This is a genomic window from Pseudomonas sp. St386, assembly GCF_018325865.1.
Classification (GTDB): domain Bacteria; phylum Pseudomonadota; class Gammaproteobacteria; order Pseudomonadales; family Pseudomonadaceae; genus Aquipseudomonas; species Aquipseudomonas brassicacearum.
Window position 1 is genome coordinate 3,418,861 of the sequence record NZ_AP021900.1, and the last position, 24,840, is coordinate 3,443,700.

Here is a 24,840-nt window from a genome sequence, read left to right on the forward strand (position 1 = left end):
CCCTGTCATTGCTGGGTTGAACCCTGTGGGAGTGAGCTTGCTCGCGATGGCAATGGATCTGCCGACATGGATGTTGACTGACCCACTGCTATCGCGAGCAAGCTCGCTTCCAAAGGTTTTTCTGTTATCCGGTGAAGGGAATGCTCTCCACTACCTCCAAGTCATACCCCGTCAACCCCGCGTACTTGAGCGGTGGTCCCAGGTGGCGCAATTTGCCCACCCCCAGGTCCTGCAGAATCTGCGCCCCGGTGCCCACTTCAGAATAGATGCGCGATTGCGACCGGCTGAACTGTCGTGGTGGCTGGATCAGTTGCGGCACGCGCTCGAGTAGCGCCTGGGAGGATTCGTGGTTGGCCAGCACGACCACCACGCCGCGACCTTCTTCGGCCACCCGCTGCAGGGCCGCCCACAGCGTCCAATTGGAAGGGCCGTTGTATTCGGCCCCGACCAGGTCCCGCAGCGGGTCGATCACATGTACGCGCACCAGCGTCGGCTCATCCCGGCGAATCTCACCCATCACCATCGCCATGTGCACGCCACCTTCGATGCGGTCTTCGAAGGTGAACAGGCGGAAAGTGCCATGCACTGTAGGCAGTTCCCGTTCACCAATGCGCACCACGGTGTGCTCGGTGCTCAAGCGGTAGTGGATCAGGTCGGCGATGGTACCGATCTTGATCCCGTGCTTGCGGGCGAAAATCTCCAGGTCCGGCCGACGGGCCATGGTGCCGTCATCGTTCATCACTTCGACGATCACCGACGCTGGTGTGAAACCTGCCAGGCGCGCCAGATCGCAACCGGCCTCGGTGTGTCCGGCGCGGGTCAGCACACCGCCTTCCTTGGCTCGCAGCGGGAAGATATGCCCCGGCTGCACGATGTCGCTGGGCCCCGCATCGGCGGCCACGGCGGCGGCGACAGTGCGCGCCCGGTCGGCGGCGCAAATACCGGTGGTCACGCCGGCGGCGGCCTCGATGGACACGGTGAACGCAGTGCTGAACACGCTGCCGTTACTCGGCACCATTTGCTCAAGGCCCAAGCGCTGACAGTGTTCGTCGGTCAGGGTCAGGCAAATCAATCCGCGCGCTTCGCGGGCCATGAAGCTGATGGCCTGGGCATTGCAACAGTCGGCGGCCAGCAACAGGTCGCCTTCGTTTTCCCGATCTTCGTCATCCACCAGCAACACCATCTTGCCCAGGCGGTAGTCTTCGATGATTTCCTGAATGCTGTTAAAGGCCATGGCGGGCTCTCTTTGTTTTGATAGGGCTTGCTGGAATGTTGTTGTGGTATACCATAATACAAAACAAACCGAGAGGTCACTATGAAGGCGTACTGGATTGCTCATGTGGATGTCACCGACCCCGATCAATACAGCCAATACACCCAACGGGCGCCGGCGGCGTTTGCCTTGTATGGCGGTCGGATGTTGGCCCGGGGCGGGCGTAGCGAAGCGCTGGAGGGCAGGCCCACGCCGCAGCGCAGCGTGGTGATAGAGTTCGACTCCTACGAACAGGCGCTGGCCTGCTATCACTCGGCGCAGTATCAGGAGGCCAAGCGCCATCGCGAAGGCGTGGCGCGGGCCGAGGTGATCATTGTCGAGGGTGTGGCGCCCTGAGATACGTCAGCGGATAAAGTGAATCTTGCCGCTGTCGTCGTTGCCCATGTAGATGCCATAGACCCCGGCCTGGCGTTCCTCGATATAACGTTCGAGGATCTGCCGGATGGCCGGGTAGTAGATGCTGTCCCAGGGAATGTCTTCGGGGGCGAAGAATTGGCAGGCGAGGGTTTCCGGGCCGAACTGGCCAGTGATCTCCAGTGCGATGGCGCGGAAGATGATGTACACCTCGCTGATCTTCGGCACGCTGAAGATCGAGTAGGGCGAAACGATTTCGGCGCGTACGCCGGTTTCTTCCCAGACTTCGCGCAGCGCCGCCTGTTCAGTGGTCTCACCGCCTTCCATGAAACCGGCCGGCAGTGTCCAGGTGCCCGGACGCGGCGGGATAGCGCGCTGACACAGCAGGTACTTGCCGTCCTGCTCGATGATGCAGCCGGCAATGATCTTCGGGTTGACGTAGTGGATGTAGCCGCAACCGCCACACATCAGTCGTTCATGGGTATCGCCCGTTGGCAGACGGTGATCGAGGTCACTGCCGCCACACTTTGGACAAAAGCTCGGGCTGAACATGGCTAGCGACCTATGCGCGGTTCTTTGAGGGCGATGGGCGGGATTATCTCGGGGATTTCACCGGTCTCTTCCTGTTTGCGCTTGAGGTAATCCAGGGCGACCTTGGCGGCGGCGCGCACGTGGTCGACGCAGGCCTGGTGGGCCGCCAGGGGATCGCCGCTCTTGATCGCCTCGACCATGCGTTCCATTTCCTGGTTGCTGTCGCCGCGACGGTTTTCCTGGGACACCGAGGTTGCCCGCAAATAGCTGATGCGTGCCTGCAACTGGCGCAACTGGGTGGCGGCGACATGGTTGCCGGAGCCTTCGAGCAATACGTCGTAGAAGCCTTGCACCGAATCGATGACCTGTTGCAGTTCGCCCTCCTTGAGGGCCTTGCGGTTTTCCGCGAGGGCTTTTTCCAGGGCCTTGATGTCCTTGGCCTTGGCCCGCAGGGTGAACAATTGGACGATCAGGCCTTCGAGCACGCAACGCAGCTCATAGATATCCACGGCGTCGGCCAAAGTAATAATGGCGACTCGCGGCCCCTTGGCATCGGCAAACTCCACCAGGCCTTCGGATTCCAGGTGGCGCAGCGCTTCGCGTACCGACGTGCGGCTCACACCCAGGCGATCGCACAGATCGCGTTCGACCAGGCGATCACCCGGCAGAAGCTGGAAGTTCATGATGGCGCTTCGCAGTTTATCCAGCACGATCTCGCGCAGGGTAACGGGGTTGCGATTGACCTTGAAGCTGTCGTCGAGTGGCAGGCGTTTCATGGGGTCCGCTCTGTAATATGGCTGTCCATGCCAAACGGGCAACATCCGTGCACGTTCAGATCAAACAGCCGAGGGTTGACTGGAGGCCTCGGCATCGGCTTCGGCGAAGGCTTCACGGGCAAGCCGGAAACTGTCCACGGCAGCGGGGACGCCGCAATAGATACCGACCTGAAGCAGAATTTCGCGTATTTGCTCACGACTCAGGCCGTTACGCAAGGCACCGCGCACATGCAGCTTGAGTTCGTGCGGGCGATTGAGCGCCGAGATCATGGCCAGGTTGATCATGCTGCGCTCCTTGAGCGATAAACCCTCGCGACCCCAGACATGGCCCCAGCAATATTCGGTGACCATTTCCTGCAACGGCCGGGTGAAATCGTCGGCGTTCTCGATGGAGCGGTTGACGTAGTCCTGGCCCAGCACCTGGGTGCGGATCTTCAGGCCTTGTTCGTACTTGTCGTTGCTCATGCGGACTCCCTGAAGAAGTGATGAACCTGTGGGAGCGAGCTTGCTCGCGATAGCGGTGGGTCAGTCACAGTAATGTTGGATGTGCTGCCGTCATCGCGAGCAAGCTCGCTCCCACAGGGGATGTGTACGGTCATCAGGCCAGCGCGGGCAGCGGGCCCAGCTTGCCTTTGTGGTAAATCATCGGTGTTACCGGCTGTTCAGGCAGGATCAGGTTCCTCACTGCGCCGACGATGATCGCGTGGTCGCCGCCATCGTATTCGCGCCACAGCTCGCATTCGATGATCGCCGTGGCTTTGCTCAGCAATGGATTGCCCAGGTCGCTCAGGTGCCAATCGATGCCCTTGGCCTTGTCCTTGCCTTTACCGGCAAAGGCATAGGCTTCGGCGGTCTGGTCGGCGGACAGCAAGTGGATTGCGAACTGCTTGCTGTCGCGCAGCACCGGGTAGGTGTCAGAGGCGTAGTTGGGGCAGAACAGCACCAGCGCCGGGTCGATCGACAGCGCGCTGAAGGCGCTGGCGGTGATGCCGACGATATTGCCGTCCGGGTCCAGGGTGGTGACCACCGTGACGCCGGACGGGAAGGAGCTCATGACTTCTTTGTAGATGCCGGGTTCGATCATTTCTCAGGACTCCTAGCGCATCACGAACGGATCAGGCATAGGCGCCTGGGACAGGTTGATCCACACCGTTTTCAGTTCGGTATAGGCCAGCACCGAATCGATGCCGCTCTCGCGTCCATAGCCACTGTTCTTGAAACCACCGATGGGCGCCATGGCCGAAACTGCACGGTAGGTGTTGACCCAGATGATGCCCGAGCGCACATCCCGGGCCAGGCGATGGGCACGGCCCAGGTCGCGGGTCCAGATGCCGGCGGCGAGGCCGAATTGCGAGTCGTTGGCGATCGCCAGGGCTTCGGCTTCGTCCTTGAAACGAATCACCGAGGCGACCGGGCCGAAGACTTCTTCCTGCATGATCTTCATCGAGTTGCGGTCGCATTCGAACAGTGTCGGCTCATAGAACCAGCCATCCCCGAGATTCTCTGGACGCTTGCCGCCAGTGCGCAGGCGCGCACCTTCGGCGATGGCATCGGCGACCAGGCCTTCGACCACGGCCAGTTGCTGCGCGGTGGCCATGGGGCCCATTTCGCTGGCGTCTTCCTGCGGGTTGCCGATGCAGATGCGCTGGGCCCGTTCGACCAGGCGCGAGACGAACTCATCGTAGATTTCGTCCTGCACCAGCAGGCGTGAGCCGGACACGCAGCTCTGGCCGGATGCCGCATAGATCCCGGCAATTGCCCCGTTGATCGCACTGTCCAGGTCGGCGTCGGCAAAGATAATGTTTGGCGACTTGCCGCCCAGTTCCAGCGACAGCTTGGCGAAGTTCTCGGCGCTGCTGCGCACCACATGGCGAGCGGTGGCCGCGCCGCCGGTGAAGGCGATCTTGCGCACCAGCGGATGGCGGGTGAGGGCGGCGCCGGTGCTGGGGCCGTAACCGGTGACGACGTTGACCACACCCGGTGGAATGCCCGCTTCCAGGGCGAGGCGAGCCAGCTCGAGAATGGTGGCCGAAGCGTGCTCGGATGGTTTGATCACGATGGTGTTGCCGGCCGCCAGTGCCGGTGCCAATTTGATCGCCGTCAGATACAGCGGGCTGTTCCAGGGAATGATCGCCGCGACCACGCCCATGGCTTCGTGCACGGTGTAGGCAAACAGGTCGGGCTTGTCCAGCGGCAGGGTGCCACCTTCGAGCTTGTCGGCCAGGCCTGCGGTGTAGTGGAAGAACTCCGGCAGGTAGCCGACCTGGCCGCGGGTTTCACGGATCAGCTTGCCGTTGTCGCGGCTTTCCAACTGGGCCAATTGTTCTTTGTTCTCGGCGATCAGGTCACCAAGGCGACGTAGTAGCTTGCCGCGTGCGGTGGCGGTCAGGCCGCGCCAGGCCGGGCTGTCGAAAGCGCTCTGTGCCGCCTGGACGGCGCGCTCGACATCGGCTTCGTCGGCGTCGGGTAACTCGGCCCAGGGTTGGGCCAGGGCCGGGTTCAGACTTTCGAAGGTCTTGCCGGAGAGGGCATCGACCCATTCACCGCCGATGCACATCGAAAAACGTGCGAGTGTCATGCAACGATCCCCTTTATTTGGTTTTGTCGGGCGTTTGCTGTGTCGAGAAATTCCAGCAACAGCTGGTTGACCAGGCGCGGCGACTCTACCGGCATCATATGCCGCTGCTCGGCGAGTACGGCAACCGTGGCGCCGGGAATTCGCTCGGCCAGTTGCCGGGCCATTTCCGGTGTCGAGCCGGGGTCCAGTTCGCCAGTGGCGATCAGCGTCGGTACCTGAATATTGCCCAGGTCATCGGCGCGGTACATGTCCTGGGTGGCGAACAGTTCATAGGTGGTCAGGTAGCCCTGGGGATCATTCTGCGCCAGGGTCTGGCGCAACGCGGCAATCTGCGCCGGGTTGGCCGCCTGGTATTCACGGCTGAACCAGCGCGACAACGCAGCCTCGGCATTGGCGTCCGGCCCATGCTCGGCGGCCTGGGCCGTGCGGGCGATGACCCCGGCGCGCTGTTCGGCGCTGCGGTTGAACACACTGTTGAGCACCACCAGGCCTTGCAGGCGTTGCGGGTAATGCAAGGCAAACGCACGGGCTACCAGCCCGCCCATGGAAAAGCCGATCACCGTCGCCTGGGGCAGTTGCAAATGATCGAGCAACTCCAGCAACTGGTCGGCGTAGCCCAGCAGCGCGGTACCGCTTTGCGGACGCGGGCTGGCGCCATGGCCGAGCATGTCGTAGGCAATCACACGGTATTGCGTGGCCAGGCCAACGACCTGGCCGCCCCACATTTCTTTGTTCAGGCCCACACCATGGATCAAGACCACGGGTTGGCCTTGGCCGGTTGCCAGGTAGCTGGTGCCGGCCGGGGTGAGTTCAGCGGTGAGCCGAATCATGGAGCGCTCCTGCATGCCTTTTTTATTGTGGTTACCGAGGCTGGATTACTGCGCATTCTCGGCGGCCAGTTCTTCCAGGTCGATGTAGCGGTTGCCGATGCGCGGGTGCAGGCGGCCGCCATCGGCGCAGCCCAGCACCACGACGATTTCGTCGGCGCGCGGGGCGTCTTCAATTTGCATTTCCAGGGTGATGTAGTGCGAACGCAGGCCTTCGTCGTCCTTGTGCATCATCGGGATCTGAATCGAGGTGCCAGGGCCGCCGCGCTTGTTGGTGAAGCTCAGGTAGCTCTTGGCCTTGACCGCTTCGCGGTAATGGTTGCCGAAGCGCAGGGTGTGGATCACGGCGGAGGCGTGCTCGATTTCGCCGTCGGCGCCCACCACAGCGGCCTTGCCATAAGCTTCGATCTTCTCGGCGCCGCCGATGATGCTCACCAGGCGCTCGACCATCAGCGCGCCGAGGTCGGAGCAGTTGGCGCGGATTTCCGGCTTCAGGTCTTCGACGAAACCGCGACCCAGCCAAGGGTTTTTCATTACCACCGCCAACCCGACCATGGCCACCGGTTTGTCGGTGGCCTTGCCGCCTTCGATAAAGGTTTCTTCGACATAGCTGACGATCTTGCGAATTTCGAAACTCATGAGCTGCTCCCTGGGTGGGTGATTAGGTCTTTGCGTATGATGGTATACCATAATACTGAAGGCGCAAATCCCCACGGCGAGTTTGTGTTCGGGAGGCGACCGAAGGCAGCTTGCCCGCGACCCAAGGGGAATTGGTCTACGCTTGGTGCGCGGACACCCGATTGTTTTCGGATAACCCTGCAACGTGTCCCGGGGGAGGAAGGATGCCCTTCGAAGTCGCCGATATCTCAATCACCGCCTGGTCGTTGATGAGCCCAACTTACGAGACGCTCAAACCCCACGAAGCCCTTATCAAGCGTTTCCTGGGGAGCGATCTGCAGGTTCGCTTTCCGACGACCCAGGCGGCCGCGCAGGCGCTGGCGCAGCCCGCTCAGGCCTTTCCCCTCAAGTGGCGGGTGGGGGCCACTCCATTGGCCGAGGCCAATCAAAGCATCAACCAGTGTCTGGATGCCCTGGCGCTTTATTTGCGGGACCAGGACAAACGCAAGTACCAGGACATGCTGGACGAGGCGAATGCCACAGGTGGCTCGCTGTTCACCGATGCGCGGAAAAACACACCGGCGCAATTCGTCGGCCAGAAGTGCACTTATTACTACCAGGGCGCGTACATGTCGGGTGATCAGTTCGCTGTCGGCGCGGCGTTGCGCCATGACCCCAGCTCACGACTGATCTTGCTCTACGCGGCCGCTGACGAGGCGGCGGCCAAGCGGCTGGTCAAGTTCTATGGCACTTCCTGTGGGGTAAAGGCCGCTCGGTTGCTGCCGGTGTTGGTCACCGATGCCAAGGCTGCCTGCGAGACGTGTCGCCTGGTGGTCGACGCCAGGATCAATAAAAGTGCGCTGCCACCCTTCACCGACGCGGTACTGGGATTCCTGGCCGGCGTCGCCAACGGTGCAAAATTGTGCCCCGTGGGCGGCGCCACCACCGATGTCGCAGCGTCGGTGCTCAGTGGCGACGGCAAGGGCAGCATCGCCAAGTGGGACAATGTCGATCCAAATACCAATCGCTACTGGGCGTATCGCCTCGACAAGTTCCTGGGGCTCAAAGGGGTGGTCAAGGGCCAGAGCTACGTCATTGTCTGGACCCGCTTCAGCGGCAAGGACGGCGGTGCCCATCCGGAGTTGGACGACAGTTGGACGGGGTTGGGGCAGGTGTGTCACCGGTTGTTGAAAAAAGGTCGGAACGTCATCGTGGTCGGACGCCCGAGGACCAACCGGGACCTCAACGTGAAGCTGACGACCCACCTGGGTCAACTCGACCAAGCTGACGGTCTCGTGTCCCGAGCCAATCTTCAGGTCTGGGGTGAGTATTGGAAGTTGGACAACGGCAACCCCAACCAGAAAATCATCGGGCCGAACCGTGCTGCCGAATATGCCATTTTCCTGCGCATGAAAAGTGCCGAATGGAATTGCAAACTGGTGCACCTGGGCATGCGCAGCGGTGCGATGGATGCCGCGGCCTTGCTGGGCATGCGCACTCGATTCATCGAAAACGCCGGCAACGAGCAGATCGCGCGAACGACCAAATGGACCGGGGCGACCAATACCAATCTTCTCTACCAGCGCATCCCGGTGGCCGAACTGCCTACCTGGAGGGCGCGAGGCCGAGAGGAAAACCTGGTGGTCAAGCGAGGTTACCTGCCCACAGACCTGGAGATGATCGTCGCCAGTGTCGAGGGCGCATTGACTTGAGGTGAACGGCCGTGCTGCTTCAAGCTGGGGCGGCGGGTATGAATCCGTGCATTTTCCTGCAACGTTGCAGTGCGTTCAGGTTTTCACTGCCTGGGGTTGAGCGCGGCGCGTGAAGGGTCAGCCGTGGATGAATGAGTAAAAACTTCCCTCTTGTGGGGCAAGGCTGTCCCATTCCACCCGCTCAAGAACCGTTCAAGCCGCGTTCGAGAGAAAGGGCGCCCGCATTTATGGTCGTTAATGTCGCTAGATCGAAAAATAATTTCGCCTTTTAGTGGTTTTGCAATACTTTTTCTATTCAGGGTGTGACGCCGTGACGCTTAGGCACACCCTTTGCTAAGCATTGAAAAGCCGGCCTCCCAGGCCTGGACACACCATCCATGAAGAAACAGAGGGGAATCCCAGGACCGCACTCAATAAAGCAGGGCTCAAAGCAAGGCAAGGCCGAACCGTCGGAATGACGAAGTGATAAGAAATGCCGTGTAGAACGCGGCTGGGAGTTGGCTATGCCCCACGCTTTTTTTAATGAAATGTATGACGCCAAGGGTGACTGCCGCCCGCATTACCAAGCCTTCTCGCGCTGGCTGGCGGATACACCGCTCGAGCTGCTAGAGCAACGCCGCCGCGAAGCCGACCTGCTGTTCCATCGAGCCGGTATCACTTTCACCCTCTACGGGGACGAGCAGGGCACCGAGCGGTTGATTCCGTTCGACATCATCCCGCGCAGCATCAAGGCCAGCGAATGGCAGATGGTCGAGCGTGGCTGCATTCAGCGGGTCCAGGCCCTGAACATGTTCCTGGCCGACATCTACCATGGGCAGCACATCCTCAAGGAAGGCATCATTCCTCCCGAACAGGTGCTCGCCAACGAGGGGTATCAGATTGCGATGCAGGGCCTGAACCTGCACCGCGGCATTTACGCCCATATCGCCGGTGTCGACCTGGTTCGCGACGGTGACGGCAGCTACTACGTGCTGGAGGACAACCTGCGTACCCCCAGCGGCGTGAGCTACATGCTCGAAGACCGCAAGATGATGATGCGCCTGTTCCCCGAGCTCTTCGCCGCCCAACGCGTGGCTCCCATCGATCATTACCCGAACCTGCTGCTCGACACTCTCAAGAGCTCAAGCCCCCTCGAGAACCCCACCGCCGTGGTGCTGACCCCGGGGCGCTTCAACAGTGCCTATTTCGAGCACGCGTTCCTGGCCCGTGAAATGGGCGTGGAGCTGGTAGAGGGCGCGGACCTGTTCGTGCGTGACGACCATGTCTACATGCGCACCACCGCCGGCCCACGGCAGGTGGACGTGATTTATCGTCGTCTCGACGATGCCTACCTCGACCCGCTGTCGTTCAACCCCGATTCGATGCTGGGCGTGCCCGGGCTGATCGCTGTGTACCGCGCGGGCAATGTGGTGCTGGCGAACGCGGTCGGCACGGGCGTGGCTGATGACAAATCGATCTACCCCTACGTTGACGAGATGATCCGCTTCTACCTCACCGAAGAACCGATCCTGAAGAACGTGCCCACCTGGCAGTGTCGCAAGCCTCAGGACCTGTCCCATGTGCTGGCCAACCTGCCGGATCTGGTGGTCAAGGAAACCCAGGGCTCCGGCGGCTACGGCATGCTGGTCGGGCCGGCCGCCAGCGCGGCGGAGATCGAAGATTTCCGCGCACGCCTCAAGGCCCGTCCTGAAGCCTACATCGCCCAGCCAACCTTGAGCCTGTCCACGTGCCCGACCTTTGTCGAGAGCGGCATCGCGCCGCGCCACATCGACCTGCGTCCGTTCGTGCTGTCGGGCAAGGAAACGCGCCTGGTGCCCGGCGGGCTGACCCGCGTGGCGCTGCGCGAAGGCTCGCTGGTGGTGAACTCGTCCCAGGGCGGTGGCACCAAAGACACTTGGGTAGTGGAGGACTAAGACATGCTTTCAAGAACTGCTTCGGACCTCTATTGGATGTCCCGCTACCTGGAGCGCGCCGAGAACCTGGCGCGCATGCTCGAAGTCAGCTATTCGTTGTCGCTGATGCCCCAGGCCGGGCGCAGCGATGGCCATGCCGAGCTGGCGATGTCGCTGCTGGCGGCCGGTACGCTGGACGATTACAACGCCCGTTATGACGCGCTCAACACCGAGCGCATGCTGCATTTCTTCGCGCTGGATGAAACCAACCCCGGCAGTATCTACAGCTGCCTGCGGGCCGCGCGGACCAATGCCCATGCCGTGCGCGGGCGCATCACCGCCGACATGTGGGAGAACATCAACGCCACCTGGCTGGAAATGCGCAACATCGCCAGCAACGGCCTGGGGCGCTACGGCATCAGCCATTTCTGCGAGTGGGTCAAGGAGCGCTCGCACCTGTTCCGTGGCGCGACGTCGGGCACGATCATGCGCAACGATGCCTACTGCTTCATTCGCCTGGGCACCTTTATCGAGCGGGCCGACAACACGCTGCGCCTGCTGGACGCCCGCTACGAAATGTTCGGCGAGGAATCGGAGGAGGTCAGCGACAACTCGGCCCGTGGTTATTACCAGTGGAGTGCCTTGTTGCGCGCGTTGTCTTCGTTCGAGGCGTTCAACGAGATCTACCGCAATGCGCCCAATGCCGAGCAGGTTTCCGAGATGTTGCTGTTGCGTGCTGACGTCCCACGCTCGCTGCATGCCTGCATCGAGGAGCTGGACCATATTCTCGCCAGCTTGCCGGGCAACAACGGCCGGCCAGCGCAACGCCTGGCCGCCGAGCTGAATGCGCGCCTGCGTTATTCGGGGATCGATGAGATCCTGGCGTCGGGCCTGCATCAATGGTTGACCGACTTGATTGGGCAGATCCGCCACTTGGGCCAGACCGTCCATGAGTCTTACCTGGAGGTCGTATGAAACTATCCATACGCCATGACACGACCTACAGCTACGCCGATGAAGTCTGCACCAGCATCCAGTTCCTGCGCCTGACGCCCCGGGACACTCAGCGCCAGCGCATCCTGGAATGGCACCTGGAGCTGCCGCGACTGGTACGCAGCCAGATTGATCCCTATGGCAACATCTTGCATGTGATGACCATGGACGAGCCCCACGGCGCCTTGGTACTGACGGCTTATGGCGAGGTGGAAATCCATCAGTCCATCGCGATGGAACCGGACAACCAGTCGCCGCTGCCTTTCTTGCGCACCAGTCGCCTGACCCAGGCGGATGAGACCCTCAGCGCCTTCGCCGTCGAGCAATGCGCTGGCCGGCGCGATCGTTCGGCCTTGACCGATCTGATGAATGGTTTGGCGGCGCGGATGCCCTACAGCCCCGGCACGACGGCGGTCAACAGCACCGCTGCCGAGGCGTTTGCCGGTGGAACGGGGGTGTGCCAGGACCATACTCACGCATTCCTCGCCTGCGCCCGCAGCCTGGGCATTCCTGCGCGCTATGTTTCCGGCTATTTGTGCACCGAAGATGAAAGCCACCTGGCGAGCCACGCCTGGGCGGAAGCCTGGCTGGACGATGGCTGGTACAGCTTCGACGTGACCAACCGCCTGACCCTTCCCGACCGCCACCTGAAACTGGCGGTCGGCCTGGACTACCTCGACGCCTGCCCGGTACGCGGCATGCGCCGGGGTGGCGGAGCGGAACAGATGCAGGCGAGGGTGCAGGTAAGCTCGATGGTGCAGGTGCAGCACCAATAACGGCAGGCTTCATCGCCACCACCCGCTCCCACATGGAATCTGGTGGTAGACAGCAAACCTTGTATCCACTCGAGAACCTCTGTGGGAGCAAGGCTTGCCCGCGATGGCGGCAGCCCATCCAACATCGATGCAAACTGACCCACCGTCTTCGCGAGCAGGCTCGCTCCCACATGGAATCTGGTGGTGGACAGCAAACCTTGTATCTACCCGAGAACCTCTGTGGGAGCAAGGCTTGCCCGCGATGGCGGCAGCCCATCCAACATCGATGCAAACAGATCCATCGCTTTCGCGAGCAAGCCCGCTCCCACATGGAATCTGGTGGTGGACAGCAAACCTTGTATCCACCCGAGAACCCCTGTGGGAGCAAGGCTTGCCCGCGATGGCGGCAGCCCATCCAACATCGATGCAAACAGATCCATCGCTTTCGCGAGCAGGCTCGCTCCCACATGGAATCTGGTGGTGGACAGCAAACCTTGTATCCACCCGAGAACCCCTGTGGGAGCAAGGCTTGCCCGCGATGGCGGCAGCCCATCCAACATCGATGCAAACAGATCCACCGCTTTCGCGAGCAAGCCCGCTCCCACATGGAATCTGGTGGTGGACAGCAAACCTTGTATCCACCCGAGAACCTCTGTGGGAGCAAGGCTTGCCCGCGATGGCGGCAGCCCATCCAACATCGATGCAAACAGATCCACCGCTTTCGCGAGCAAGCTCGCTCCCACATGGAATCTGGTGGTAGACAGCAAACCTTGTATCCACCCGAGAACCCCTGTGGGAGCAAGGCTTGCCCGCGATGGCGGCAGCCCATCCAACATCGATGCAAACAGATCCATCGCTTTCGCGAGCAAGCTCGCTCCCACATGGAATCTGGTGGTGGACAGCAAACCTTGTATCCACCCGAGAACCCCTGTGGGAGCAAGGCTTGCCCGCGATGGCGGCAGCCCATCCAACATCGATGCAAACAGATCCATCGCTTTCGCGAGCAAGCCCGCTCCCACAAAAATCCTCCAGTCGCCCCAAGTCTGGGCATCTCCCTGGTCTCTCCAAAATGAAGCTTTCATGACAAAAGTTCGGTAGCACATCGCCATTCCCGTCATGCCTGTGTGACGTGTTCAAGGGGCCTGCAAGGTCGTTTTGGAGCCGGGGCGCGAAGCCGGGAGTGAGGCGATGGGGACTATGGAACGTTATTCGAAAGTGGGCATGCAGGAGCTTGACCAGCGGCTGTCGAAGATCGTCGAGGCGGCGCGCAAGCAGCCGGTCTCGGTGTATCGCTACGGCGCGCCGTGGGTCTGGATCGTTTCCCAGGATGACTGGCAAGGCGCGCTCAAGGAAGTGTCCAGCTACATTCCGCAAGGCCATTCACTGGTCTTGCTGCGTCCGCAGATCGACGACCTGCTGGATGACCATCGCGATGTGTTGCAGGGCCTCAACGCTGGTGCCCAGATGTTGATCGCACCGCAAACCGCCATGCATATCCTCCTGCTGCAACTGCTCTATTCGGTGCCCAGCGAGCAGCAACTCTACGAACAACTCAACTACAACCTGCTGTTCCGCTGGTTCGTCGGCCTGGACCTGAACCAGAAGGTCTGGAGCTTCAACGTCCTGAGCAAAGACCTCGCCACACTGCTGGGCGACGCGCGGGCGGTGCGGCTCATCCAGAAAATCATCGGTGAAGTGTTCTGTGGCGCCTTGCTGCAAATGCCGGAGTTCTCCTTGAACTTCGCGCTGCTGCACACCTGGCTGGCCCGGCACGCCACGACATCGATCGCAAGCAATTGAGCCGTATTTTGAATTCAGGGGGTGGTGTGGAGCATTTCTTCAAATCGCGGCCGGCGCTGTGGGGCTGGTTGCTGCTGGCGGTCGGGGGGCCGTCGGCGTTCGCCGCCGAAGGAGGGCAGGAGGCCGAAGCGGCGCCGGCGCGCCTGGTGGACGTGAACGAGTATTTCGTGCGGGGCAACACCGTGCTCGATGCCCGGGCCATCGAGGAAGCGGTGTACCCGTTCCTCGGCCCGCAAAAGGCCTTGAGCGACATCGAAGGCGCCCGGGAGGCCTTGCAAAAGGTCTATCAGGCCCGGGGTTATCAATCGGTGTTCGTTGAGTTGCCAGAGCAAAAAGTCGAAGACGGCATCGTCTACCTGCAAGTCAGCGAAACCAAGATCGGCCGGGTACGGGTGGTGGGGGCCAAGCATTATTCACCCGTCGAAATCCGTGATGACGTGCCGGCGCTCAAGGAAGGCGAGGTGCCTGATTTCGCCCAGGTCCAGGCAGAACTGGCGCTGCTGAACAAAACCCCGGGGCGCCAGGTCATGCCGCTGGTGCGTGAAGGCCAGCGCCCCGGGACGATGGACGTGGATTTGCAGGTCGAAGACCAGGACCCCTGGCAGGCCAGCCTGGGGCTGAACAACGACTACAGTGCCGACACCGAGAAGCTGCGCACGGTCGCCAGCCTGGGTTACAACAACCTCTGGCAACTGGGCCACAGCGTTTCGCTGACCTTCTTCACCGCACCCCAGGACACCGAAAACGCCAAGGTCTGGTCGGGCTCCTATACCGCGCCGCTGAGCGAACGCTGGAGTGTGCAGTTCTCGGGTTACCAATCCGACAGCAACGTAGCGACGGTTGGCGGCAGCAACGTGTTGGGCAAAGGTCATTCCTACGGGGTGTCGGCGATCTACAGCCTGCCGTCCAGTGGGGCATGGGCCAACAGTTTTTCGGTCGGGGTGGATTTCAAGGATTTCGAAGAAGAGCTCAACCTCGGTGGTGCCAGCGATAAGGCACCGCTCAAGTACGCGCCGTTCACCTTCGCCTACAACGGCTTTCGCTACACCGAACACAGCCAGTTGGGCCTCGGCCTGAGCCTGGTGGCGGGTACCCGCAGCCTGCTGGGCTATGGCAGCTCCGACGAAGAATTCGACTACAAGCGCTATCGCGCCAGCCCCAGCTTCGCCGTGCTCAAGGGCGACGGCAATTACACCTTCACCTTCGGCAATGATTGGCAGACCGCCTCCAAGGCCGCCTTCCAACTCGCCTCCGGGCCGCTGGTTTCCAACGAACAATTCTCTGCCGGTGGCGCCACCTCGGTGCGTGGCTACCTGGCCGCCGAGCGCACCGGTGATGACGGCTACTTGCTGTCCCAGGAGCTGCGCACACCGTCCCTGGCCAAGTTTCTCGGCAGTTATGTCCAGGAGTGGCGCTTCTATGCCTTCGCCGAAGGCGCGCAGTTGTACTTGCGCGACGAACTGCCCGACCAGGAGGCCGACTACAGCCTCGCCAGCGTCGGCCTCGGCACCCGCGCCAGCCTGAGCAAATGGCTGTCCGGCAGCCTCGACTGGGGCTATCCGCTGCTCGAAGGGCCGAACACCTCGAAACAGGAATCGCGCCTGCATTTCAACCTGCAAGCGACGTTTTGAACCCAGGAGTCATGTCCATGCAACGCTTATTGTTATCCCTGTTTATCTGCCTAGGGCTGGTGCTTCCGGCGACCGCCAACGCCTGGTGGCAGGATGATTGGCACTACCGCAAACAGATTTCCGTGGACACCACGCCCCAGGGCGCCGCCATCGCCCAGGCCTTGGGTCGCACCGCGTTGCTGGTGCGCCTGCACACCGGCAATTTCACCTTCGACGGCGTCAAGGACGACGGCTCGGACCTGCGTTTCGTCAGTGCCGACGACAAGACCGTGCTCAATCACCAGATCGAAAGCTTCGACCCGTTGATGGGCATGGCGCTGATATGGGTTGATGTGCCGAGCGTGGAGGGTGGCCAGCGTCAGGACGTGTGGATGTATTACGGAAACCAGAAGGCGCCGGCCACGGGCAGCGGCCAGTTGACCTTCGACCCGGACTACACCGCGTTGTACCACTTTGACGGCGCCACCGGCGTACCGCCCCGGGACACCACGGCCTACGGCAACAATGCCCAGGGCGCGGCCGGTGTCAGCATCGACGGCGTGATCGGGCGTGCCTTGCAGTTCAACGGCCAGCCGCTGTTGTTGCCGGCCAGCCCTTCGTTGCAACACAGTGCCGGTGCAGCGTTCACCTTCAGCACCTGGCTGCGCCAGGACCAGGCCAGTGGCGAACAGATCATCCTGGCCCGTCGCGAAGCCGTTACCAGCCTGTTGGTTGGCGTCAACCAGGGTGTGCCGTTCGTAGCGATCAATGACCAGCGTGCGGTCTCGACCCAGCCACTGAACCCTGGCCAGTGGCAGCACCTGGCGTTGACCGCCTCGGGCGACCGGGTCGTGCTGTACGTCAATGGGCGTGAAACCGCGAGCCTGGCGGTGGCGATGCCAGCGTTCAATTCGTCGATAGCCCTGGGGGCCGACCTTTCCGCAGGTGCCTTCGCGCCATTTGGCGGGGCCATGGACGAAGCGCGCCTGTCCAAGGTCGCCCGTCCGGCGCCGCTGTTGTTGGCTGACGCCAATGCCCAGGGCGCCGAGTCGAAACTGGTGGCCTACGGTGTCGATGAAGAACAGTCCGGTTTCGGCTTTGGCAGCCTGGGTTTCCTGCTCAAGGCCGTGCCGATGGACGCCTGGGTGATCATCGGGGTACTGGTGCTGATGATGTTCCAGTCGTGGATCATCATGATCCGCAAGAACCGCATGGTCAGCCGTCTCAGCGCGGCCAACGATGCCTTCCGCGAACAGTTCGCCCAGATCGGCACACGCCTGGAAATGTTCGCCGACGACCAGGGCCTCGCCCAGCGCCTGCAACATTCGTCGCTGTGGCGTTTGTACCTGGTGGCCGTCAAGGAGATCCGCACCCGCCGCGAGCAGGGCGCTGACACTTCGTCGGTGTCGGCGGCCACCATCGAAGCGATCCGCTGTTCCATGGACGGCGTGCGCACCCGGGAAAACCAAGCACTGAGTTCGAAGCTCTCGACCCTGTCCAACGCCATCGCCGGCGGTCCGTACATCGGCCTGCTCGGCACCGTGCTGGGGATCATGGTGGTGTTCCTCGGCACGGCCATGGCCGGTGACGTGAACATCAACGCCATTGCCCCGGGCATGGCCGCGGCATTGCTCGCCACCGCCATGGGCCTGTTCGTCGCGATCCCGGCGCTGTTTGGCTACAACCGCCTGATCACCCGCAACAAGGAAGTCAGCGCCGACATGCGGGTCTTCGTCGACGAGTTCATTACGCGCCTGGCGGAGATGCACGGCGAAGGCCAGTCCGGTGAAGCGGCGCATCGCCGTAATCATCACGTCCAATCGTCCGTACCGGCCTGAGGGAATCGCCATGGCTAGCGTAAACGCTTCACACGATGACGACGATGACGCGGCGGTCGACAGCATCAACATCACGCCGCTGGTGGACGTGCTCATGGTGGTGCTGGTGATGTTCATCCTCACGGCCACGGCCCAGGTGTCGGGTATCCAGATCAACCTGCCCAAGGCCAGTGCCTCGGTGTCGTTGTCCGAAGCCAAGACCAAGGCGATTTCGGTGAACGACGGCGGGCAGGTCTTCCTCGATGCCTATCCGGTGACCCTGGCCGAGCTGGAAGAGCGCCTGCGCATCGAAAAGGCCCAGAGCCCGGACTTCCCGGTGATCGTGCGCGGCGACGCGACGGTGCAGTACCAGAAAGTCATAGAAGTGCTGGACCTGCTGCGGCGCCTGGAACTGTCCCAGGTCGGTCTGGTGACCGGCAAACCGAGCCAGGGCTGACCATGACCGCCAGACTTCCCATCGATCCGCCCCCGGTGAAGACCTCGCCGTTGCGCCTGCTCAAATGGGCCGCCGGCCTGGCGCTGGGTGCCGTGGCGGCCTGGCTGCTGTGGCAGTGGGCCAATGACATGAGTGGCGTGCGCCGCGAAGCGCCGAAGGTGCCGACCATTATCCCGCTGCCGCCTCCGCCCCCACCACCGCCGGAGAAACCCAAGGAGCCGGAACCCCAGGTCGAGGAGAAGGTGGTCGAGCCAGAGCCGACCCCGGAACCCGAAGAGGTCAAGCCCGAGGAAGAGGCACCGCCGTCGCCGGTCGATGACCTGGCGAACCCGATGCAGATGGACGGCGATGCCCAATCCGGCAACGACGCCTTCAACATCGGCGCGGGCAAGGGCGGCGGCATGGCTGGGGCAGGGGGCGGGCGCCTGGGCAATGGCACTTACAGCCAGTTCCTGGCATTCACCTTCCAGCGCTTGCTGCGAGAAAACCCCGACTTGCGCAGCCTGGCGTTCTCGCTGCAGGCCGATGTCTGGCTCAGTGCCGTGGGCGAAATCACCCGGGTCGAGTTGGTCAAGTCCAGCGGCAACCCGCAAGTGGACGAACAAGTTATTTCCGCCCTGCGTGCCGCGCCCCATTTGAGTGAACGGCCACCGGCCTCCCTGACTTTACCCGTGCGCTTGTCCTTGCAGGGACGGCGGCCGGGTTAACCGACTATTTGAAAGTTTGCCAAAGGAGTTGTGTGCAGATGATTTCCAATGTGAATCGATTATCGTGGGCGATCGGCCTGGTGGTCCTGAGCCTGGCCGGGCACGCGGCCCCAGCGCCCTCGGAAAACGCCACGATCAATCTGATCCGCCTGCTGGTGCAGCAGGGCGTGTTGAAACAGGATCAGGCCGATGGCTTGATCGCCCAGGCTGAACGGGAAGCCGTGCAGGCCCGCCAGGCAGCCACGGCGGTTGCCGCAACGCCGGCCGGCGCGCCGGGGGACGTGCGGGTGCAATACGTGCCGAACATCGTGCGTGAGCAGATCCGCGACCAGGTCAAGGCTGAAGTCATGGCCACCGCCAAGCAGGAAAACTGGGCCCAGCCCAACACCTTCCCGGATTGGGTCTCGCGCATCAGTTTCGATGGCGACATTCGCCTGCGGGATGAGTCGCGCTATTACTCGGGCACCAACAGCAACGAAATCGTCGACTTCGCCCGGCTCAATGACAAGGGCCCCTACGACGTCAACCCCAACAGCAGCTCCAGCCTGCCGCCGTTGCTCAACACCCGTGAAGACCGCGAGAACCTGTTCCGCCTGCGCGCACGCCTGGGCATGAAGGCCGTGATTGCCCCGCAATGGACCGCGGGCATCCGCATCGGTACCGGCTCCGACAACAACCCGGTGTCCACCACCCAGACCCTCGGTGGTGGTTTTGGCAAGAAAGACATCTGGCTCGACCAGGGCTACCTGACCTGGAAGCCATCGGACGAATTGACCCTGACCGGCGGGCGTTTCGCCAACCCGTTTTTCTCCACCGACCTGTTGTATTCCGGTGACCTGAACTTCGACGGTGTGGCGGCGAACTTCAACCACAAGCTCAATCAGGACTGGGGCGTGTTCGGTACTGTTGGCGCGTTCCCGGTGGAGTACACCAACGACACCAGCACCAGCAACGGCAGCGACAAGGAGGAGAGCGACAACAAGTGGTTGTACGGTGCGCAACTGGGGGCCAACTGGGCCATCAACGACAGCAACCGGATCAAGGGGGCCATGGCCTATTACCGCTTCGACGACATCGAAGGCCAGCGCTCTTCGTCGTGCCAGCCTTGGGCCGGTGATCCAGGCTGCGACAGCGACGGTTCACGCGTGGCGTTCATGCAAAAGGGCAACACCGTGTTCCTGCTGCGCGACATCGCGCCCAATCCTCTCAACCCGTCCACCACGCCACAGCCGCAATACGTCGGCCTGGCCTCGGAATTCAACCTGCTGGACCTGAACCTGGCGTGGGACACCGATCTGCCCGAAGACCTGAAGCTGCGCAGCCAGGCCCACTACGTCCACAACCTGGGCTACGACGAAGGCGAGATGCGCAAGCGCTCCGCCGGGCAATTCGCCAACAACCTGGACAGCGATGGCGAGGTGGAAAGTGGCGCCAACGCCTGGATGCTCCAGTTCACCCTGGGTAACTCCCTGGAGCTCAAGCGCGAGGGCGACTGGAACCTGTTCGCCGGCTACAAGTACATCCAGCCCGATGCCTTGCCGGACGGCTTCAACGATTCGTCATTCCACTTGGGCGGTACCAATGCCAAGGGTTATTTCCTGGGCGGCAACTATGGCCTGGCGAGCAACGTCTTCGCCACCGGTCGCTGGTTGAGTTCCGAAGCGGTGTACGGCGCGCCGTACGACATCGATGTCTTGCAGCTTGAAATCAACACGCGCTTCTAAGCGCAGGGAGACCTCATGAAAAGGCGAGCCAAATACCCATGCCCGGCTGCGTTGCTGATGCTGGGTCTGCTGCTCAGTGGCTTGGCGCACGGCGAAGGCCTGGAAGAGCGGCTGCGGGCACAGCTGCGCAGTACCACCGCCCAGTTGCAGGCCCTGCAAAGCGAGCAGGCCCAGGCCAGCGCCGCTCGTCAGGCTGCCGAGAGCCAGGCCAAGGAGGCCCAGGCGCAGATCAAGCAATTGACCGCACAACTGAGCAAGGCCCAAGCCCTGGCCGAGCAGCTGGCCGGACATCAGCAAAACCTGCAAAACCAGGCCCAGGCCCAGGTGGCGGCGAGCAACGAGCAAATCGGCAAATTCAAGAAAGCCTATGAAGAACTGTTGACCTTGGCCCGTGGCAAAGAGACCGAGCGCGCCCGCCTGGAGGCGCAATTGACCGAGCGTGATACACAAGTGCAGCAATGTTCGGTCAAGAATCAGCAAATGTACGAAGTCGCCAAGACGCTGCTGCATGCCTACGAAACCATTGATGTGACCGACATCATGAAGATTCGCCAGCCGTTCGCGGCCAAGGCCCGGGTGCGTTTCGAAGAGCTGGCCCAGGGCTTTGGCGATGATCTCTACAAGAACCGTTTCGATGCGCCCCAGGCCTCGATCACTCACTGAACAGAACAAGGAAGACGCGAGCATGACCTCAATGATTGAATACGTCGGTGCAAAATCCCTGACCGAGTGGTTGCAGGCTGCGGGTTATCGGGTCAACGAAACCGAGCAGAACGGCATCGTGCAACTGCTCAGTGCCAGCCAGGGCATCGGCTTTGCGGTGCGTTTGGGTAATCCTGCGCCGACAGCGGGCCAATACCTGGACTTCACCTTCAGCTGCGCCTTGCGGGTACAGGGCGAGTTGCCAGCTGGGTTGGTGGCGTTGTGGAACGCCTCGCGCCGCTTTGCCCGGTTGTCGCTGCAGGGTGAGTTCCTGGTGATGGAAATGGACGTGGTGGTCGCGGCAGGCGTGAGCGCCGATCATTTGCGCAGCCACCTGGAACTGTGGGATCGCCTGTTGCAGGAGTTCATTGTCTACCTGCGTGAGTACAGCCAGAACGCGGCGCGCCTGCAAACCCCGGCCGAGCCCGTCGAGGCGCCATCGGAGGAGGCCGTCGCATCGTGAAAAAGCCGACCTTCGTCATCAGCGCCGCAGCGCTGGGCCTGCTCGCCGTGGCGCTGGTGCTGGGTCTGCGGCCGGGAAGCGATCCGGTCGCCGCGGTACAGACCGTAAGCGTTGCTACGGCCGACTCGCCGAGCCTGGCGCGCTTGGGCAACCAGCACGTCAGCCCCGATGAACTCAAGGCATTGCTGGCCGCGCTGGCTCCTGAAGTTCGCCAGCAAATGCGTGGCAATCGGGCTGCGCTGGAAGGCTGGATTCGTGCCCGCCTGGCGGAAAAGGCCGTGTTGGAGCAGGCCGACGCCCAGGGCTGGCGCGAGCGGCCCGAGGTGGAGCGCCAGACCCGGGCGGCGGCTGAGCAGATTGTGTTTCGCGACTACTTGCGGTCGGTCAGCCAGGTGCCCGCCGGGTATCCCAGTGAAGACGAGTTGAAGCAGGCTTATGACGCCGGGAAAGCCAACTGGACCGCACCGGCGTTGTACCGCGTCAGCCAGATTTTCCTGGCAGCCACCGAGCCGCAAACCGTAGAGGCGGTGCGCCGGCAAGCGCTGGAGTTGAGCAAGAAGGCCCAGGCCTCGCCCGCTGAATTCGGCGCCCTGGCCAGTCGTTTTTCCCAGGACCGCAGCAGTGCCGAGCGCGGCGGTGACAGTGGTTTCCAGCCCTTGCAGCAACTGGTCCCGCCGGTGCGTGAGGCGGTGGCGCGCCTGAAGGTCGGCGCGGTGTCGGACCCGGTGCAAAGTCCGGCGGGGTTTCATGTCATCAAGCTCACCGAACAACAGCCGGCCCGGGAAGCGACCCTGGACGACGTCCGCGAACGCCTGACCCAGGCCCTGCGCGCCCAGCGCCAGGAACAGATCGCCAAGGCCTACCTGGACGGCATGCTCGACACGGCCACGTTGAGCATCGATGGCGCGCAGTTGAGCAAGGTGCTGGAGGAGGGGCTTTAGGCCGGCCCAAATAATTCGTACAACCGACAGGGAGTCACCCATGACCTTCACCGAGCCCGCAGGACGCCAGGCTGTCACCGCATACCGCACGCCGTTGCGTGTCCCCGATCCCTGGCTGACATTGGCCGGCGGTATTGAACCGCAGGTGGCGCAGTGTTTCCTGGTCAGTGCCCGTTGCGGCTGCTTCATGCAAGCGGCTCGTAGCCTCAACGTCAAGGCAACCTGGCTGCGCAAGCAGTTGGCGCAGTTGGAGACGCGCCTGCAACGCTCGCTGTTCAGCTTCCAGGGCAGCGCCTTGACCCTCACTCGTGAAGGCCGGCAGTTGCAGGCGCGATTGATCACCCTGGCCCACGAAAGTGCGCCGCCGCTGAACGATCAACCCTTGATTCGCCTCGCCGTGGCCGAGTCGATTCTGCATGACATCCTGGGACGCGACCTGATCTCGTTGCTACGGCGCAACGCCAGCGTGCGACTGCAGATCATCACCCTGGACAGTGAACTGGCACTGCAAGCCGTCAGCGCCGACCTGGTGCTCTGGTTGAGTGATGCCCAGGTGTCGGTGCCAGGGCCGAGCTTCGCCACGTTGCCCGCGGATCGACTGGCGCGGATGGACTATGTGCCGCACATCGCCAAGCGCTATTCACGACCGGCCACGCGCCCGGATTGCCTGGAGGACCTGAACGACTACATGCTGGTGCAATGGCAGGCGGACCGACACGTGGATGGCTTCGCCCCGTGGAATGCCCTGATAGAACAGCGCCGGGCCGGCGTGGTGCAGGTGCAATCCTACGAATTGATGCTGGAAATGATTCGCTGCAGCGCCTGCATCGGTCTGTTGCCGCAGTACATGAGCCGTTTCGACCGAGGCCTGGTGGCATTGCCGCAAGTGTTCGGCCCGTCGATGCAACGGTACTTGTGGATGGCCGTCAATGCCCAGGCCGAAGGCTCGCCAGAGGTGCAGATGCTTCGTGAGCTGATCCATCACACGCTGGATGAGCGCCGGGATTGGTTCCAGACCTAGCTGGTAGCACGATAATCCTGTGGGAGCGAGCTTGCTCGCGATAGCGGTGTATCCGTCAACGCGGATGCCAAAACCACCGCTCCCGCAGGTTCCCCATAGCGCCTGGCGCGGCTTATAGTGATCGCCCTTGTCACGCCTCCAGGGAGGAGCTGCATGTCCGAATCATCGATCACCCTCGTACGCTTCACTGAAGCCCACATCGCCGGTGTCACCGCGCTCTACAACGATCCGGCGGTGACTCGCCAAGTTCTGCAAATGCCTTTCCAGTCCACCGAAGTCTGGCGTAAGCGTCTGGCAATGGACGACGAGCGTTTATTGAAACTGGTGGCCCTGCACGAGGGTGAAGTCATCGGCAACCTGGGACTGGAGCAGTTTTCGCGCGTGCGCCGTGCCCATTGCGGCAGTCTCGGCATGGGCGTGGCTGTCGCCTGGCAGGGCAAAGGCGTGGGGTCGATGCTGCTCGCGGCCGCGCTGGAGGTTGCGGACAACTGGATGAACCTGCGGCGGGTCGAGTTGACGGTGTACGCTGACAACGAAGCGGCCATTGGGCTGTACCGCAAGTTCGGCTTCGAAACCGAAGGCCTGATGCGCGACTACGCCGTGCGTGACGGTCGCTGGGTGGATACCCTGGCGATGGCGCGGTTGCGCTGAAGAGCCCAGCGCGCAGGCAAAGAGGGCTTTTACGTACGCCAACGTCTTGAACCTGTCATCATCGCGCTTCGCAGTACTCCCTTAATCGAGGACCGGCCCATGGACGATGTACAGCAATTGGGCGAGATGCTTCGTCACTACGCCGACAGCGAAGCGCACAAGAAACAACTGCACCAGGCCCAGGCAGCGGTCTGGGCCGAACAGATCAAGGCGTTGTACGGGCAAATCGAGCAATGGCTGGCGCCCGTCATGGCGCTCGGCCTGCTGGAACTTAGCCGTGAGACCTATGTGGCGCACGGGCCGAGCGCTCCCGTAGAGACGTCCGGTTTCAAGACTGAAAAACTGACCTTGACCATCACCGGTAGACCGGTGGAATTCGTTCCGGAGGTGATGGGCGTAGGTGGGCTGATTTCTTTGTCGATCATTGGCCTGGCGGCGACCCGTCACGGCAGTATTTCGCTGGTTTGCCAACCGCCATCGGTGCAATGGCAATGGCGCCGGACCAACGGCTTGAAGGACCCCGACACATTTGCTTTCGATGCCAACTTCCTCGCACAACAGTTGCAGAGCCTGATACCGCGTGAACGCGGCTGAATCACGCACGCGCTTCTCAGCGCAGGCAAAAACCTGTCCATTGG

At 62.2% G+C, this 24,840-nt stretch carries 25 protein-coding genes and 1 pseudogene; 17 read left to right on the top strand and 9 right to left on the bottom strand.

What is annotated here, in order from left to right:
• Window positions 1-124: 124 nt before the first annotated feature.
• Window positions 125-1,234 (bottom strand): bifunctional 3,4-dihydroxy-2-butanone-4-phosphate synthase/GTP cyclohydrolase II, encoded by a 1,110-nt coding sequence (gene ribBA / locus KI235_RS14980; protein WP_028237712.1) that lies wholly within the window; start codon window positions 1,232-1,234, stop codon window positions 125-127.
• 81 nt (window positions 1,235-1,315) lie between these two features.
• Here ribBA and KI235_RS14985 point away from each other — a divergent pair, with 81 nt between their 5' ends.
• A complete protein-coding gene (locus KI235_RS14985; RefSeq protein ID WP_212795115.1) occupies window positions 1,316-1,609 on the top strand; it encodes a DUF1330 domain-containing protein in 294 nt (97 codons plus the stop codon).
• Between the two features lie 6 nt (window positions 1,610-1,615).
• On the opposite strand, the gene KI235_RS14990 is transcribed toward KI235_RS14985, so the two are convergent.
• The 7 genes from KI235_RS14990 to KI235_RS15020 all read right to left on the bottom strand — a co-directional run bounded on the left by KI235_RS14990 (window position 1,616) and on the right by KI235_RS15020 (window position 6,978).
• Window positions 1,616-2,179, bottom strand: coding sequence for an NUDIX hydrolase (locus KI235_RS14990; protein WP_003201681.1), 564 nt, complete (start codon window positions 2,177-2,179; stop codon window positions 1,616-1,618).
• 2 nt (window positions 2,180-2,181) lie between these two features.
• Window positions 2,182-2,934: a GntR family transcriptional regulator gene (locus KI235_RS14995; protein WP_003201683.1), complete on the bottom strand. Its 753-nt coding sequence runs from the start codon at window positions 2,932-2,934 to the stop codon at window positions 2,182-2,184.
• A gap of 60 nt (window positions 2,935-2,994) precedes the next feature.
• Window positions 2,995-3,399 carry a carboxymuconolactone decarboxylase family protein gene (locus KI235_RS15000; RefSeq protein ID WP_003201685.1) on the bottom strand — a complete coding sequence of 135 codons (405 nt, stop codon included), beginning with the start codon at window positions 3,397-3,399 and terminating at the stop codon, window positions 2,995-2,997.
• 133 nt (window positions 3,400-3,532) lie between these two features.
• Complete coding sequence (locus KI235_RS15005; RefSeq protein ID WP_028237714.1) at window positions 3,533-4,018, bottom strand: flavin reductase family protein; 486 nt, start codon at window positions 4,016-4,018, stop codon at window positions 3,533-3,535.
• Window positions 4,019-4,030: 12 nt separating this feature from the next.
• Window positions 4,031-5,512 (bottom strand): aldehyde dehydrogenase, encoded by a 1,482-nt coding sequence (locus KI235_RS15010; protein WP_212795116.1) that lies wholly within the window; start codon window positions 5,510-5,512, stop codon window positions 4,031-4,033.
• Window positions 5,509-6,342 (bottom strand): alpha/beta fold hydrolase, encoded by an 834-nt coding sequence (locus KI235_RS15015; protein ID WP_003201690.1) that lies wholly within the window; start codon window positions 6,340-6,342, stop codon window positions 5,509-5,511. Before KI235_RS15015 ends, KI235_RS15010 begins: the two co-directional genes overlap by 4 nt.
• A 45-nt stretch (window positions 6,343-6,387) precedes the next feature.
• Window positions 6,388-6,978, bottom strand: a complete 591-nt coding sequence (locus tag KI235_RS15020) for an amino acid synthesis family protein (RefSeq protein WP_212795117.1) — start codon at window positions 6,976-6,978, stop codon at window positions 6,388-6,390.
• A 203-nt stretch (window positions 6,979-7,181) separates the two neighbouring features.
• Here KI235_RS15020 and KI235_RS15025 point away from each other — a divergent pair, with 203 nt between their 5' ends.
• The 4 genes from KI235_RS15025 to KI235_RS15040 all read left to right on the top strand — a co-directional run bounded on the left by KI235_RS15025 (window position 7,182) and on the right by KI235_RS15040 (window position 12,330).
• Window positions 7,182-8,669, top strand: a complete 1,488-nt coding sequence (locus KI235_RS15025) for a hypothetical protein (RefSeq protein ID WP_013693319.1) — start codon at window positions 7,182-7,184, stop codon at window positions 8,667-8,669.
• Window positions 8,670-9,172: 503 nt separating this feature from the next.
• The gene (locus KI235_RS15030; protein WP_003201697.1) at window positions 9,173-10,582 is read left to right on the top strand and encodes a circularly permuted type 2 ATP-grasp protein; all 1,410 of its coding nucleotides are present in this window, start codon (window positions 9,173-9,175) and stop codon (window positions 10,580-10,582) included.
• Between the two features lie 3 nt (window positions 10,583-10,585).
• Window positions 10,586-11,536, top strand: a complete 951-nt coding sequence (locus KI235_RS15035) for an alpha-E domain-containing protein (RefSeq protein WP_003201699.1) — start codon at window positions 10,586-10,588, stop codon at window positions 11,534-11,536.
• Window positions 11,533-12,330, top strand: a complete 798-nt coding sequence (locus tag KI235_RS15040; protein ID WP_003201701.1) for a transglutaminase family protein — start codon at window positions 11,533-11,535, stop codon at window positions 12,328-12,330. Before KI235_RS15035 ends, KI235_RS15040 begins: the two co-directional genes overlap by 4 nt.
• A gap of 203 nt (window positions 12,331-12,533) precedes the next feature.
• Here KI235_RS15040 and KI235_RS15045 read toward each other — a convergent pair whose 3' ends face one another.
• On the bottom strand, window positions 12,534-13,391 hold the full coding sequence (locus KI235_RS15045) for a hypothetical protein (RefSeq protein ID WP_212795118.1): 858 nt from the start codon (window positions 13,389-13,391) through the stop codon (window positions 12,534-12,536).
• Window positions 13,392-13,773: 382 nt separating this feature from the next.
• On the opposite strand from KI235_RS15045, the pseudogene KI235_RS30455 reads away from it, so the two are divergent.
• The 12 genes and pseudogenes from KI235_RS30455 to KI235_RS15105 all read left to right on the top strand — a co-directional run.
• A pseudogene (locus tag KI235_RS30455) lies at window positions 13,774-13,944 on the top strand (transposase); the annotation flags it as partial.
• Between the two features lie 191 nt (window positions 13,945-14,135).
• Window positions 14,136-15,740 (top strand): ShlB/FhaC/HecB family hemolysin secretion/activation protein, encoded by a 1,605-nt coding sequence (locus KI235_RS15055; RefSeq protein ID WP_013693321.1) that lies wholly within the window; start codon window positions 14,136-14,138, stop codon window positions 15,738-15,740.
• 17 nt (window positions 15,741-15,757) lie between these two features.
• Window positions 15,758-17,557, top strand: coding sequence for a MotA/TolQ/ExbB proton channel family protein (locus KI235_RS15060; protein WP_212795119.1), 1,800 nt, complete (start codon window positions 15,758-15,760; stop codon window positions 17,555-17,557).
• A 10-nt stretch (window positions 17,558-17,567) separates the two neighbouring features.
• On the top strand, window positions 17,568-17,993 hold the full coding sequence (locus tag KI235_RS15065; RefSeq protein ID WP_003201710.1) for a biopolymer transporter ExbD: 426 nt from the start codon (window positions 17,568-17,570) through the stop codon (window positions 17,991-17,993).
• A gap of 2 nt (window positions 17,994-17,995) precedes the next feature.
• Window positions 17,996-18,700 (top strand): energy transducer TonB, encoded by a 705-nt coding sequence (locus KI235_RS15070; RefSeq protein ID WP_003201712.1) that lies wholly within the window; start codon window positions 17,996-17,998, stop codon window positions 18,698-18,700.
• A 38-nt stretch (window positions 18,701-18,738) separates the two neighbouring features.
• A complete protein-coding gene (locus tag KI235_RS15075; RefSeq protein ID WP_060613857.1) occupies window positions 18,739-20,424 on the top strand; it encodes a putative porin in 1,686 nt (561 codons plus the stop codon).
• Window positions 20,425-20,439: 15 nt separating this feature from the next.
• Entirely contained in the window at window positions 20,440-21,087 is a 648-nt protein-coding gene (locus KI235_RS15080; protein ID WP_013693324.1) for a hypothetical protein, read from the top strand.
• A gap of 22 nt (window positions 21,088-21,109) precedes the next feature.
• Entirely contained in the window at window positions 21,110-21,589 is a 480-nt protein-coding gene (locus KI235_RS15085) for a YbjN domain-containing protein (protein WP_027913039.1), read from the top strand.
• Entirely contained in the window at window positions 21,586-22,530 is a 945-nt protein-coding gene (locus tag KI235_RS15090; RefSeq protein WP_003201720.1) for a peptidylprolyl isomerase, read from the top strand. Before KI235_RS15085 ends, KI235_RS15090 begins: the two co-directional genes overlap by 4 nt.
• A gap of 40 nt (window positions 22,531-22,570) precedes the next feature.
• On the top strand, window positions 22,571-23,551 hold the full coding sequence (locus tag KI235_RS15095) for a LysR family transcriptional regulator (protein WP_003201721.1): 981 nt from the start codon (window positions 22,571-22,573) through the stop codon (window positions 23,549-23,551).
• Between the two features lie 153 nt (window positions 23,552-23,704).
• On the top strand, window positions 23,705-24,202 hold the full coding sequence (locus tag KI235_RS15100) for a GNAT family N-acetyltransferase (RefSeq protein ID WP_003201722.1): 498 nt from the start codon (window positions 23,705-23,707) through the stop codon (window positions 24,200-24,202).
• Between the two features lie 99 nt (window positions 24,203-24,301).
• The gene (locus tag KI235_RS15105; RefSeq protein ID WP_003201724.1) at window positions 24,302-24,796 is read left to right on the top strand and encodes a hypothetical protein; all 495 of its coding nucleotides are present in this window, start codon (window positions 24,302-24,304) and stop codon (window positions 24,794-24,796) included.
• The last annotated feature ends 44 nt before the right edge of the window (window positions 24,797-24,840 follow it).